Genomic DNA, 13,183 nt, shown 5'->3' on the forward strand with positions numbered 1-13,183 from the left:
CCGCCGCTCGCGGGCGCGAGATTCGTGCATCCGGAACCTCGGGTCGCGGAGCCCCAGCCCACGCCCTCGCCCCCCGCTCTCGCCCGCATTCTCGACTTTTGTCCTAGCAACATCGACGATCGGCATGGGTTATACGCCTGGCCATGAACTGGACTCGCTTCTGTCTGCTCTCTCCTGCCCTGCTCGCCGCCTGTCCGGGCGATCCGTCGGCGTCGACCGCTACCGACCCCACGGGTACCACCGACCCCGGCACCACGACCTCGACGACCTCCACCGAGACTGCGACCACGATCGCGCCGACCACCACCGAGCCCGGCAGCGAGACCGACGCGAATCCGACCACCTCGTCGACGAGCGAAGACACCACCGCGGCCCATCCCACCACGACCACGCTCGACACCACCACCTCGACCACCGACGACACCACCACGCTCGACACCACCACCTCGACCACCGCCGACACCACGGACACCACCACCTCGACCACCGCCGACACCACCGACACCGGCGTCGTCGGCGAATGTACCCCCGGGGCCACCCAGAGCTGCTACAGCGGCCCCGACGACACCCTCGACGTCGGCGAGTGCGTGGCGGGCCAGCAGGAGTGCGGCCCGGACGAGACCTGGGGCCCGTGCGAGGGCGAGGTCGTGCCCGCGCCCGACACCTGCGACGAGCCGGGCGACGAGAGCTGCGACGGCCTCGACCCCTGCCAGGGGGACGGTGAATTCGCGTGGGGCCTCACCTTCGGCCAGAGCGGCGACGACGAGGGCGAGCGGGTCGCCTTCGACGCCGAGGGCAACGTCATCGTCGCCGCGTGGGGCAACGGCCCCATCGACTTCGGCGACGGCCCGCTGGTCAACGCCGGCTACGACGTGTTCCTCGCCAAGTTCGCGCCCGACGGCGCCATCCTGTGGAGCAAGCGCTTCGGCGACGGCGACTACCAGGGCGGTCCGGAATACGGCCTCGCCATCGCCGCCAACGGCGACATCGTCTTGAGCGGCGTCTTCTACGGCGACCTCGACTTCGGCGGCGGCCCGCTGAAGAACCCGACCCTGCAGACTGCCCTCTTCCTCGCGCGCCTCGACGGCGACGGCCAGCACGTGTGGAGCAAGTCGTTCCAGTCCGGCGAGGACGCGGCGACCCTCGACCTCGCAATCGACGCCGGCGGCAACATCCTGCTGACCGGCGTCTACTACAACTCGCTCGCCCTCGGCGGCGCCCCGCTGGTCGGCTTCGGCGGCATCGATCTATTCGTCGCCAAGTTCACCGGCGCCGGCGCGCACGTGTGGAGCCACGGCTTCGGCGATCCCCAGTGGCAGGTCGGCCTGGGCGTCGCGCCCGACGCCGCGGGCAACGTCTACGTCACCGGCGGCCTGCGCGGCAGCTTCGACCCCGGCACCGGCCCGCTCACCAGCGCCGGCTTAGAGGACATCTTCCTCCTCAAGTTCAGCCCGTCCGGCACGGCCCTGTGGGGCAAGCGCTGGGGCGACGCCGGCAGCCAGGACGTCGGCGGCCTGGCCGTCGACAGCAAGGGCCGCGTAACCCTCACCGGCGGCACCAGCGGCGTCCTCGACTTCGGCGGCGGCCCCCTCGAGGGCGACGTCGTGGTCAGCTGGCTCGCCCAGTTCGACGCCGACGGCGACCACCTGTGGAGCCGCGAGCTGTGCGAGGGCGGCTCGATCGCCGAGCGCGTGGCCGTCGACGACCTCGACAACGTCGTCGCCATCGGCACCTTCCGCAACACCTGCGACCTCGGCACCGACCCGCTGACCGCGATCCAGTACCGCGACGTGTTCGTCGCCAAGTTCAGCCCCACGGGCCTGCCCGGGTGGAGCAAGCGCTTCGGCGGCCTGCAGGAGCAGTACGGCGCCCACGTCGCCGCGTCCGCCGCCGGAGCCGTCGCCGCCGTCGGCAATTTTTACACCGAGATCGACCTCGGCGATGGCCCCGAGACCAGCAAGGGCGGCCGCGACGGCTTCGTCGTCGTCCTCGATCCGTGACAGGTCCAAGTCCTGTCAATGACCTTCAAGACATGTCTTGAAGGTCATTCTCAGGATATCGAGCTCGGGGCCCGCTCGCGCGAAAACCACCGCGCTCACGACCACCGCCAGGAGCAGCGCCGCCGCAACGCCCAGGCCCGCGAATCATCCCCGCAGCAGGCGCCCGATCGAGCGAGCATGCAGCGATTGTCGGCGCCGGGTCGTGGGCCGTCGACGCTCACCGGCGGTGGATCGTCCCGCCCTTCATCACGAAGCGGACCTGTCGCAGCGCCGCGATCGAGGCCGTCGGATCGCCCTCCACGGCCACGAGGTCGGCGAGCAGGCCCGCCTTGACCTGGCCGATGCTGTCGGCCATGTGCAGCATCCGCGCATTGACCGACGTGGCCGCGCGCAGCGCCTGGGCCGGCTTCATCCCGTAGTCGACCATCAGCTCGAGCTCGCGGACGTTGTCGCCGTGGGTGAACACGCCGACGTCGCTGCCGTTGCAGATCGGCACCTTCGCCTTCAGGGCCGCGCGGAAGCTGGTCCGCTTGTCGCGGATCGCCTGCGGCTCCGGGGCCGCGCCCTTCTTCCACCCCGCGTATTGCTGGATCGCGTCGGTGGCCGCCAGAGTCGGGCACAGGTAGACCCCGCGCTTGGCCATCAGTTGGAAGACCTCGGCCGTCCCGTGGTCGCCGTGCTCGATCGTCTCCGCCCCGGCCAGCACCGCCCGCCGCATGCCCTCGGGCGTGCTCGCGTGGACCACCACCGGGCGCTTGCCGTCGCGCGCGGTGGCCACGATCCGCTCCATCTCCGCCGGCGAGAACGTCGGCAGCGGCTCGCCCCTGGGGCCCCACGAGTAATCGCCGTAGACCTTGATCCAGTCGGCGCCGCGCCCGATCTGCCCGCGCACCACCCGGACCAGGTCCTCGCCGTCGGCCTCCTCCGCGCCCTGCGGCACGTGCCACTCCGGCGCGAAGCCTCGCGGCGCGTAGGTGCCGGTGGCGACGATCGCCCGCGTCGTCGTCAGCACCCGCGGCCCCGGGATGATGCCCTGCTGGATCGCCTGCTTGAGCCCGACGTCGGCCTCCGCCGCGCCCTCCGTGCCGAGGTCGCGCACCGTCGTGAAGCCGGCCAGCAGCGTCTCGCGGGCGTGGTTGGTGGCCCGGGCCACGCGCACCGTCAGCGGCTCGCGCAGCACCTGATCGTTCCACGACGCCTCGTTGTACGGGTGGAGCAGCAGGTGCGAGTGGCCCTCGATGAGGCCCGGCAGCAGGGTCGTGTTCGGCAGCTCGACGATCTCTGCGTCGGCGGGCGCCCCGACCTGCGCGGCCGGCCCGACCGCCGCGATCCGGTCGCCGCGGACCAGCACCACCCAGCCCGCGCGCGCCTGGTCGCCGGCGCCGTCGAACACCCGCGCCGGGCGGAGCAGGTACGCCTTGCCCGCGGCCGGCGGCGGCGGAGCGGCCGACGCCGAACCTGGATGTCCCAGGAGACATGTGACTGCGAGCGCGAGGGCGGCGGCGAGGACGGCGAGGCGGCGCATGGCGGGCAACGGATCGTAGGCCGAAGACGGCGCGGCGTCTCGCGCCCGGCCGCGCGTCGTGACGCCAGCCACCGCCCGGGGCGCCGTCCGCCCGCCCGCGAGGTCGCGCCTCGGCGTCACGGATTGCGCCACGCGCCGGCCCGTCGTCGCCCGCCCGACGGGGCGTCGGTGTCGTCGGCGATCCAGCCCGTCGTCCCCGATCGACCGGCCGTCTCCTCCGGCAGATCGCGCCACGCGTCGATCGGCGTGTCGTCGCGTCGATCTCCGTCCCCGCCGCCCCTGCACGCATGCACAGGTCGCGGCGGGGTGCCCTCAATGTCCCGAAGGCCAGGTTTTTCCCGTCACTCGATGTCGTATTGTTCGCCGTCCCACACCAGCTCGGCCGCGGCCACGTCGATCGTGCCCTGGTACTTCTGGCCCTCGGCCTCGCCGACGATCGTCCCGCCCTCGCACGTGTAGGTCCCGCCCACCCCGTAGTCCCCGCTCTGGTAGTCGAAGGAATCGGCGGTGAAGCTGACCTGGTCGGGGCAGGACTCGGTCGGCGCCTCCGGTTCGGGCGGCGGCGGCCCGCACGGGAACTGCTTCTTCGACTCGAAGGACTTGCCGATCAGGAACGCGCAATCCTCGTCGATCGGCGGCGCAGTCGTGCCGCTGCTCTCGGTCCCGGTCGTCTCGTCCGGCTCGCTCGTGGAGGTCGGGGTCGTCTCCGACGTGGTGGTCGTCGTCGACGGGTCGTCGCCGGTGGTCGTCGTGGTGTCGAGCTCGGTGGTGCCCGCCGTCTCGGACGTCTCGCTCTCGGTGCCCGGTTCGCTGCCCTTCTCGGTGCATCCGGACAGGGCCAGGATCATGATTGAACAAGCCAAGTACTTCATGCACCCAGGATAGCGCGCCGCCCCGCGCGGCGCACCCATGGCCGTGAGCCCGCGGCGACGCCCTGGGTGCGAGCTCGCCCTGCACCCGTCGAGGTCGACGCACTCCGGCGCGCAGGGCCGTCGAGCCCCGCGCGGGGCGTCACTCGCCGATCACGATCGTGCCGCCCTTGCCGACCGCGAACACCTCGCCGGTCGGCGCGGTCCAGGCGGCGAACAGCGCCTGCGCCTCCGCGGGGACCGCCGCCGGGCTCCAGCCGATGCCGTCGAACGCGACGATCGCCCCCGAGCCGTCGGCCTTCTGCTCGCCGACGGCGAAGATCCGCTGCGCCGACGAGCCGGTGAACATATGAAGATAACCGTCGAGCGCCGGATTGACCGACTTCCACGCCTGCCCGTCCCAGCGCGCGCCGAGCCCGATGTTGCGCCCGGCCACGTAGGCGAAGTCGACCGCCGTCGCCCACAGCCCGTACGCGTGTTGGGGCACCTGCAAATCGACCGCCTTGACCCCGTCCCAGCGCCACACGTGGCCGGTGCTGGACAGCAGGCTGGTCGGCGAGAAGGCGGTCACCGCCACGCTCACCTCCTTGACGCCGAGCGGCGGCAGCACGTCGGCGTTCCAGCCGCCGATCTCGGTCTTCACGCCCTTCTGGACCCGCCACAGGGCGACGTCGTAGTCGTCGTCCAACACGATCGCCAGCAGGTCCTCCGGGCCGAGCACCGACAGGCAGGACGACGTGCCGGGATCGTCCACCCCCAGGTTGCTGATCAGCGTCCACTCCGCGCCGTCCCAGCGGATGAGCTTGCCGTCGCTCGAGATCGCATAGACGTCGTCCGGCCCGCTGCCCTGCACGCAATCGAGGCGGGTGAGGATCCCGGTGTCGACCGCCTTCCAGGTGTTGCCGTTGTAGTAGAGCGCCGAGCCGGCCTTGCCCACCGTCCACACCGCCGTGGCGCTGCTGCCCCACACGCCGTAGAGATCGATGTTGGCGGCCACGCCCTGGTCGGTCCATTCGCAGTCGTCGATGCAATCGACAGTCGGGCCGGCGCACACCCCGTCGACGCACGACTCGCCGTCGTCGCACGGCTCCGGGTCGGACCACACGGTGCAGCCCGACCGCGGGTCCTCGACGCAATTGGCCACACCGTCGCCCAGGCACTGCGCGCCGCCGGCCTCGCACGCGTCCTCGCAGCCGGCCGCGCACGCCCCGTCCTGGCAGGTCTGCCCGCCGGGGCACGCCTCGGCCTCACCCCACACCAGGCAGCCGGCCTCGCCGGCGCCGCAGACCTGCACCCCGTCGGCGCCGTCGCACTGCTGCTCGCCCTGCGCGCATTCGTCGACGCACGATTCGGTGGCGGTGTTCGTCGTCTCGGTCGCGGCGGTGTCGGTCACGACATTGTCGGTGGTGCCGTCCGTCGCGCTCTCACCGGCCGTCTCGCTCGCCTCGCCGGTCTGGCTGTCGGACGCGCTGTCCGAGCCCTCGCCGCTGGTGGTCGGGACCTCCCCGGTCGATTGCGTCGTGTTCCCGTCGGTCGTGATCATCGTCCCCGCCGTGCCGGAGTCCGAATCGGTGGCGCTCTGGGTCGCCACGCCGCCGTTGTCGCCGCACGCGACCGCGAGGATGAGTAAAAGCCCCACGCAACATTTGTGCATCCGGGTGATATCCCGCAGGGGTCCACCGCGGTCAAGCGCCGCGCAGTGCTCGGATTGCCGTCGCTCCAGGCGATCCGGCCCGTCACCTAAGGCCGCGGCCTGATGCGCAAGCGAACATTTCGATGGGATGGTCGGCGCCCCCCGCCATGTCGACCGCCATTCACTCCGTCAAAGTCACCGCGCTCAAGGGCGCCGAGATCAAGCTGACCGTGCGCTCGCTCGAGAAGGGCTGCACGGTCTCGTTCTGCCCGATCCTCGCCCTGCGCTGCCTCTCCGCCCTCGGCGCGGCCGGCCCCGTCGGCCAATCCGACTTCCTGCCGCCCAACGACAGCCCCGGCGAGCTCCACGACTACGTCGCGGAGTGCCTCGAGTCGGCGCGCGCCAGCGTGCCCAAGGCCAGCGCCACCTTCACCCTGAAGCTGCGCGACGCCGACTGGCTGAAGAAGATCAAGAAGGGCGACACGCGCGACACCGCCGCCTACGCCGCGACCGCCCGTCGCGTCGGCGCGGCCTTCACCGCCGAGGGCACGCAGCTCGTGATCGGCTGGGACAGCGGCGCGGTCGAGGCCCACGAGGTGACGCAGAAGCGCGGCCGGACGACCCTCGGCAAGCCCGTCTGGGCCGCGCAGCACCTCGGCCTCGTGGCGTTCACCCTGCTCGCCGAGGACGTGCTCGTCACCGCCGGCCGCACCGAGCTGCGCGCCCATCGCGAGGGCGAGCCGGTCGCCGAGGTGTCCCTCGAGACAGGTGCGAAGGTGACCGCGATCGCGGCCGACGGCACGCGCGCGCTGCTCGGCTTCGCCGACGGCAGCGTCGCCGCCTGGCAGCCGGGCAAGGCCGCCGCGCTGGTGCGCCTCGCCGGCGTCGACGGCCCGGTGGTCGGCCTCGCCGCGGTCGGCAAGGACGTGATCGCGGTCGCCACCTCGGCCGCGGTCGCGGTGCTGCGCAAGGGCGCGATCGCCACGACCGTCGCGTCGGCCGACGGCCCGATCACGGCCCTGGCGAAGGACACGGCCGCCGGCGCGTTCGTGTTCGGCACCGCCAGGGGCGCGGTGGTCTTCGCCGACGCCGACGGCAAGGTCGCGCGCAAGCACCAGACCCAGATCCCGCAGGACTCCGTGATCGGCGTGATGCACTGCGACGCCCAGGGCACCGTCGCCGCGCTGGCGCGCCGCGGCAACCGCCTGTTCGTCGCCACGCTCGCGCCGGACGGCATCCGCTTCGCCGGGCCGATCGCCGAGGTCGACGACTTCGGCTCGACCGCCGCGGCCGACGGCCTGCTCGCCCGCGTCAACAAGGATCAGGCGCTGTACCTCGGCCTCGACGGCAGCGTGCGCTTCAGTCAGACCCTCCCGAAGGGCGTGCCCGACCCGCGTGTCACCCGCGACGGCGGCGGGCTGATCGTCGCCTCCTCCGAGTCCCGGCACACCGCCGAATTGCGCGCGCCGACAGGGGCCGTGCTCGCCAGCGCCTACCAGTACGGGCAGTACTTCGACGACGGCATCCCGCTCGGGCGCGACGCCGCCCTGGTGTGGCTCAGCAACGACAGGGCGTTCCGCTTCACCGCCGCCGGCAGCGAGGAGCTCTCGATCCGAGTGCACAATGCCGCTGCGATCGAGCGCACCGGCGGGGCCTTCGCCATGCTGCGCGAAGAGAACGAGGACGGGGAGAGGGAGGACGGTCGGCTGGTCGAGCTCGACGCGAGCGGCCGCGTGATCGCCGAGCTCGGCAAGGTCCCGGCCGACGACTTCCTCAACTCCGGCGGCCTGCTCGCCAGCGACGACGGCTCGCTGTTCAAGGCCTCGATCTACGACTCGCAGAAGGGCCACGTGCAGCATTGCTGGGTCCGCGAGGGCGCGGCGTTCCGCGAGGTCCCGGCCCCGTGGGACGGCGACTGGCCGACGTTCTCGGCCGACGGCCGGCGGGTGGCCTGGCAGTCGCGCGAGCACGACGCCTTCGTCCTCTACGACCCCCACGCCGGCCGCGAGCTGGCGCGGATCGAGCTGGACGGGTACTTGTGCCAGTTCGACGGCAGCAGCCGCCTGGTCATCAAGAGCGGCGCCACGCTCCACTGGTTCGGCGTCGACGGCGAGCCGTGCGGCGAGACGCCCCTGCCGGCCCGCGAGATCGTCACGCCGCCGATCACGCGCCTGCTGCCGACCGGGGGCAAGCGCGGCGTCGTCGTCGTCACCGCCCTGAACGCCTTCGTCCTCGGCGGCAAGGGCGAGCCGGCCCCGCTGCACGGCTCCATCCCGCTCGCCGCCACCGAGACGGCGGTGGCCGTCGCCCGCGGCTGGCCGCTCGAGGTCGTCGACCTCTGAGGCGATCTCGAGGACATGTCCTCGGGAGCATGTCCCCGAAAACCTATCCGAGAGGGCCTGTCGTGACGGACATGCCCTCGCGGACAGCCCGTCACGCCGGCAGCAGCCGGCGCCGCAGCAGGTCGAGCACCTGCTGCAGCGCCGCGTGAGTCGGCTCGCCGGGCGCGTCGACGAGGCCGCCGGTCAGCACCGAGTGGTGCTTCTTCAACAGCTCCTCGGGGTGGCCGTCGCGCTGGTCGAGCTCGACCGCGACGAAGCCGTCGCCGAGGCGCTCGCGCAGGAACGCGAACCGCTCCGGCGGGACCAGCGGGTCGCCGTGGAAGCGCAGGCCGAGCACCTGCAGGCCCTCGCGCGCGCACCGGCCCGCGACCGTCGCCAGCTCGTCCGGCCCGCAGTCGATGCTCCGCCGCTTCCGGGCGGTCAGGCCGAGCGGCAGCGACGGCTGCGACAGCACCGGCACCAGCACCCGCGGCTCGGTCGCCATCGCCAGGGCGAAGCCGCCGGTGAAGCACATGCCGACCGCACCGACGCCCGGTCCGCCGCAGCGCCCGTGCTCGTGGACCGCGAGCGCCCGCAGCCAGTCGACCACCGGCGAGCTGCGGCCGGTCGCCAGCATCGTGAACTCGCGGCTGACGCACACCTCCGCCAGCACCTTGACCGCGCCGCGCAGGCGCGCCAGCGGCCTCGCCTTCGCGGCGTCGAAGCCCGGGGTCCCGAACAGCTGCGGCAGCGCCACCGACAGGCCGATCGCCACCAGCCGATCGGCGAAGCCCAGCACCTGCGGCGAGATGCCCGGCATCTCCGTGATCACGAGGACCGCCGGCCCCGCGCCCTTGCGGTACACCGGGTGCGCGACCCCGGCGTGGGAGAACGCCTCGCAGGCGTACGTGAACAGGTCGCCCTCGGGGGCTTTCGGCTTGGCCATGAACCTCTCCTGCGCGCATGATGCCCGCGCCCGCGCGCGACGGACAAGCGGCGCGAGCGGTCCGCAGACACCTGTCTCTTCGGACATATCCACTCCGCGAGCGCCGAGAACCCCGACCCACCGGCGCGCACGCGATCGCCGGAGCCCCTGCGCACCGGCGCCCGCGGCCGGGCGAGGAGATCCTCGCCGGCGCGGGCGCCCGAGCTCAGCGACCGGTCGTCACGCTCAGGGCGTCAGGCACCACAGCGTCGAGCGGTCGATGCCGCCCTTGTAGGCGACGTAGCCGGAGGTCTGCTCCGCCGGGCACTGCGACGGCGCGGACACCCACGGCAGGCACTTCGAGCCCTGGCCGTCGTCGTCGTAGCAGTGGCCAGGCCGGCCCTCGCCGCCGCAGTAGAGCGCGGTCGGAGTGTCGACGCACGGCTCGCCGAGCGGCGCCGGGTCGATGCCGCTCATCTGCAGCGTCGCCTCGGGCAGGCACAGGTTGTAGCCGCCGCCGCAGTGCGTGCCCGCCGGGCAGCCGGGCGCGTCGGACAGCACGTCGCAGACCTTGCCGCACTCGTCGCCGTTGCCGAAGTCGACGCAGCGCAGGCCGGACTCGCAGTCCGAGTCCCAGCCGTTCGGATCGACGAGGGTGCAGCCCTCGCCCTCCTTCTTCGCGCCGCCGGTGACACACACGCCGTCGGTGCCGATCGCGTTGACCGGCATGCAGTACTGGTCCGCGGGGCAGGCGTCGTCCGTGAACGGCGAGCAGCCGTTCGGCCGCCGCACGTCGTACTCGGCCTCGTCGATCCACCAGCACGCCCCGCCCTCCACCGGCTCGAGCAGGTCGCCGTTCTTGACCATCTCGCGCAGCTCGACGTAGCGCACGACGCCCTGCGTCTGGTGCGGCGACACCATCTCGACGATCTCGAGCTCGCCGGACACCGCGACGAAGACCTTCTTGTACACGTTGGCCTCGAGATCCTCCTGATACACGACCGCCGAGCTGCTGACGGGCAGGTACGACTGGATGTTGTTGGGGATCGCGTGGTTGGGGTCCGGATCCAGGGCGTGGACGCCGACGGCGAGGTCGCCGTCGAAGAGGATCCGCAGCAGGTCGAACAGCGCCGGGTCGCCGGTGATGCTGTCCTGGGTCGAGGGCGAGCGGATCCACGGCACCGGCATCGCGCTCTCGAGCTGGAACTCCTGCTGGCTGAGCAGCTCGATCCCGAGGAGCGGCAGCTCCTGGCAGTCCTCGGGCATGATCGGCCCGCCGGTCGTCGTGTCGCCGGTGGTCGTGTCCGTGGTCGTGTCCCCGGTGGTCGTCGTCTCGACCGCGCCGGTGGTGGTCGTCGTGTCGCCGGTCGTCGTGTCGACCGCCGTCGTCTCGCCGGTCGTCGTGTCGACCGCCGTCGTCTCGCCGGTCGTCGTCGTCGCCTCGGTCGTCGACGTCGTCTCGGTCGTCGGCCCGATGGTGGTCTCGGGCTCCGCGGTGGTCTCGGTCGTCGTCGTCAACGTCGTCGGGCCGCCGGTGTCGGTCGGGTCGACGTGCGAGGTGGTCGGGCCGGCGGTGTCGGTGCCAGTGTCGGTGTCGGTGCCGGTCTCGGTCTCGGTCTCGGTCCCGGTCGCGGTCGTGTCGCCGGTGTCCGCGGGGCAACCAGCAGACAGCAGCGAGGCGCTGAATGTAAACAGGGCGCCGGCCGAGAGGCGCGGCAGGGCGAATGAAGAGATGGTCTTAATCATGCGGGCGCACCATATCCGTTAAGCGCGGTGAATTGGCAACAGCGGCCCCCGGGAATTTCGTCGGCGGCCGCCGGCGCGAATGCAAGCACTCGCGCCGCGGGCCGGCAGTCGCCCGAATCGCCGCATTTGCGCGCGGCCGCCCCCCGCGCCGGCGCGCACGCGATGTCGGAATCCTCATTGTGGGCAGCGCGCGGCCCGACGCGCGACAGGGCGAGCCCCCGACCAAGCGCCCGTGGCCCGCGGTCACGCCGGCCGCCGCTGCGCCGGCGTTGCGGTCGAATCCCGCCATTGCCCGGAGTTCTCGCACGCGCGGCCGCGCCGGCCTCATGCGTGATCCGGCGCAATACGGCGAGTCGCCGCGAGATCGCGGGAGCGGTGCCGCGGCGCTCCGCCGCTCACATTCCGAGCGCCACTGCGCTGGCCTCGACCGTCGCCCGCGTGACCGCGGCGGCGAACTCCAGATCGAGGTTTGCGACCTCGTCGGGCCCGGCCATGCAATGATAGTTGGCGTAGCGGAATTCGCTGGTATCGGTCAAGAACACCGCCGGATAGCCGGCGTCCCAGAACGGCGCGTGGTCGGAGCGGCGCAGATCGGCGAACAGCTCCGAGGTCTCCTGGCCGGCCGGCAGCTCGATGAGGGCCCGCCGCAGGCCGATCCGGTCGGCCGCGGCCGCGTAGGCGAGCGCGTGCTCGTGCGCCTTCGAGCTGTTGACGATGGCGATGAAGTCGCCGCGGAACTGGTTGGCCTCGAGCTCCGCGTACGCCTCGGAGAACACCAGCTCGAACCCCACGGGCACCGTCTGGCTGTTCTCCGCGGCGGAGGTGAAGGCGATCATGTCGAAGTTGAAGTCGACGACGATGTCGTCGCCGGCCGCAGTGGCCGCGGCGACGTAGGCCTCCGAGCCGATGAGCCCGTCCTCCTCCTCGTCCCAGTAGGCGACCTGGACCGTGCGATCGAACTCGGCCTTGGCCAGGAGGCGCGCGATCTCGAGGGTCGCCGCCACCCCGCTGGCGTTGTCGTCGGCGCCGCGGCAGTCCGAGATGTGATCGTAGTGCGCGGCCACCAGCACGATCTGCTCCGGGCTGGTCTTGCCCACCCGCCGGCCGACCACGTTCACGCCGCTGCCGTAGTCCATCAGCACGACCTCGTAACCGAGCTCGCTCAGCCGATCGGCGCACAGGTCCTGCACCGCCTGCCAGTGCGGCGTCCCGGGCGTGCGCACGTCGGCGATGAATTGCAGGTCCTCGGCGTAGGCCGCGGGGTCGATGCAATCCGCCAGCGCCTGCGGCGACGCGGCGCACGGGTCCGGCTCGCCGGTGGTCGGCTCCGCGGTCGTGGTGCTGCCGGTCGGCACGGCCGTCGTGCCGCCCCCCGTGGTGGTGGTCGTCGTCGACGTCTCGCCCCCGGTGGTCGGCTCCGTCACCGTCGCGCTCCCGCCGGGCTGCCCGCAGCCGAGTCCACACACGAGCAGGAGCCAGGAGTTCCGCCGCAGGTCGTAGGTCATCGCGGCGCGGATCCTACCACGCCGCCGGCAGCACGAGCGCGGCCCGTCACGCCTGTCCGAAAGGTCAGCTCGCAGCGCCCGGGCGGCCCAGCGGCGCCGCAGGTCGATCGCGTGGTCCTCGCATTCCGCGGTGTCCCGCCCACACCCGCGACGCCGAGGGGATCGCGCGGCGTCGCGGGCCCGCCCGCGGCCCTGCACGAGTCGGCCAGAGCCGGGCGAACTCGAGCTTGATCGCGACCCACTGTTCCGGCGGCGATCGATCGGGTGGGCCGTCCGCGACCTCACGCACGCGGCGTATTGCAAGCCGAGCGTGTTCCTGCGGGTCGAGGGTGTCCGTTGCCTGCGCGGGCCGGCGCCCGAGGGCCGCCTGCTCTTCATGACCGACGGCCTCCGCTTCGTCCCCGCGGGCGCTGCCGGATCTTCGCTCTTCGCCGCCTTGACCGACGACGACGACGATGCGCAGGTCGACGACCTCGAGGGCAAGGCGAGATTCATCCCCGCGGGCGCCGTGACCACGAGCACCGTGCCGGGTGGGCAACCGATCACGCTCACCCTCGCGCTGAAGAGCGGGACTTCACACCCGAGCTGCGGAGCTGGTGCGCGGCGACGGCACGGGTCCTCGTGAGTCCGGCGCCGCGCCGGCCGCTATCCTCGTCGAG

9 protein-coding genes are annotated in these 13,183 nt (G+C 72.4%); 3 read left to right on the forward strand and 6 right to left on the reverse strand.

Translation table 11 applies throughout. The annotated features are described in order from the left end of the window. Positions 1 to 143 precede the first annotated feature (143 nt). On the forward strand, positions 144 to 2,000 hold the full coding sequence (locus O0S08_RS26740; protein WP_269032115.1) for an NHL repeat-containing protein: 1,857 nt from the start codon (positions 144 to 146) through the stop codon (positions 1,998 to 2,000). A gap of 217 nt (positions 2,001 to 2,217) precedes the next feature. Here O0S08_RS26740 and O0S08_RS26745 read toward each other — a convergent pair whose 3' ends face one another. The 3 genes from O0S08_RS26745 to O0S08_RS26755 form a co-directional block, all read right to left on the reverse strand. Then, positions 2,218 to 3,525: an amidohydrolase family protein gene (locus O0S08_RS26745; RefSeq protein ID WP_269032116.1), complete on the reverse strand. Its 1,308-nt coding sequence runs from the start codon at positions 3,523 to 3,525 to the stop codon at positions 2,218 to 2,220. 341 nt (positions 3,526 to 3,866) lie between these two features. Continuing rightward, positions 3,867 to 4,397, reverse strand: coding sequence for a hypothetical protein (locus tag O0S08_RS26750; protein ID WP_269032117.1), 531 nt, complete (start codon positions 4,395 to 4,397; stop codon positions 3,867 to 3,869). Between the two features lie 139 nt (positions 4,398 to 4,536). Continuing rightward, complete coding sequence (locus O0S08_RS26755; protein ID WP_269032118.1) at positions 4,537 to 6,033, reverse strand: hypothetical protein; 1,497 nt, start codon at positions 6,031 to 6,033, stop codon at positions 4,537 to 4,539. Positions 6,034 to 6,194: 161 nt separating this feature from the next. On the opposite strand from O0S08_RS26755, the gene O0S08_RS26760 reads away from it, so the two are divergent. Continuing rightward, complete coding sequence (locus O0S08_RS26760) at positions 6,195 to 8,369, forward strand: hypothetical protein (protein ID WP_269032119.1); 2,175 nt, start codon at positions 6,195 to 6,197, stop codon at positions 8,367 to 8,369. 91 nt (positions 8,370 to 8,460) lie between these two features. Here O0S08_RS26760 and O0S08_RS26765 read toward each other — a convergent pair whose 3' ends face one another. From O0S08_RS26765 to O0S08_RS26775, 3 genes are all read right to left on the reverse strand, one after another. Then, the gene (locus O0S08_RS26765) at positions 8,461 to 9,294 is read right to left on the reverse strand and encodes a dienelactone hydrolase family protein (RefSeq protein WP_269032120.1); all 834 of its coding nucleotides are present in this window, start codon (positions 9,292 to 9,294) and stop codon (positions 8,461 to 8,463) included. Between the two features lie 225 nt (positions 9,295 to 9,519). Continuing rightward, positions 9,520 to 11,019 carry a hypothetical protein gene (locus O0S08_RS26770; protein WP_269032121.1) on the reverse strand — a complete coding sequence of 500 codons (1,500 nt, stop codon included), beginning with the start codon at positions 11,017 to 11,019 and terminating at the stop codon, positions 9,520 to 9,522. Positions 11,020 to 11,414: 395 nt separating this feature from the next. Next, positions 11,415 to 12,524, reverse strand: coding sequence for a M20/M25/M40 family metallo-hydrolase (locus tag O0S08_RS26775; protein WP_269032122.1), 1,110 nt, complete (start codon positions 12,522 to 12,524; stop codon positions 11,415 to 11,417). A gap of 310 nt (positions 12,525 to 12,834) precedes the next feature. On the opposite strand from O0S08_RS26775, the gene O0S08_RS26780 reads away from it, so the two are divergent. Next, the gene (locus O0S08_RS26780; protein WP_269032123.1) at positions 12,835 to 13,149 is read left to right on the forward strand and encodes a hypothetical protein; all 315 of its coding nucleotides are present in this window, start codon (positions 12,835 to 12,837) and stop codon (positions 13,147 to 13,149) included. The last annotated feature ends 34 nt before the right edge of the window (positions 13,150 to 13,183 follow it).

This window comes from Nannocystis punicea (genome assembly GCF_026965555.1).
GTDB lineage: Bacteria > Myxococcota_A > Polyangia > Nannocystales > Nannocystaceae > Nannocystis > Nannocystis punicea.

Excerpts from the sequence above, each read along its gene's own strand:
- O0S08_RS26740 (WP_269032115.1), top strand. The coding sequence starts at position 144 with ATGAACTGGACTCGCTTCTGTCTGCTCTCTCCTGCCCTGCTCGCCGCC.
- O0S08_RS26745 (WP_269032116.1), bottom strand. The coding sequence starts at position 3,525 with ATGCGCCGCCTCGCCGTCCTCGCCGCCGCCCTCGCGCTCGCAGTCACA.
- O0S08_RS26750 (WP_269032117.1), bottom strand. The coding sequence starts at position 4,397 with ATGAAGTACTTGGCTTGTTCAATCATGATCCTGGCCCTGTCCGGATGC.
- O0S08_RS26760 (WP_269032119.1), top strand. The coding sequence starts at position 6,195 with ATGTCGACCGCCATTCACTCCGTCAAAGTCACCGCGCTCAAGGGCGCC.
- O0S08_RS26765 (WP_269032120.1), bottom strand. The coding sequence starts at position 9,294 with ATGGCCAAGCCGAAAGCCCCCGAGGGCGACCTGTTCACGTACGCCTGC.
- O0S08_RS26770 (WP_269032121.1), bottom strand. The coding sequence starts at position 11,019 with ATGATTAAGACCATCTCTTCATTCGCCCTGCCGCGCCTCTCGGCCGGC.
- O0S08_RS26775 (WP_269032122.1), bottom strand. The coding sequence starts at position 12,524 with ATGACCTACGACCTGCGGCGGAACTCCTGGCTCCTGCTCGTGTGTGGA.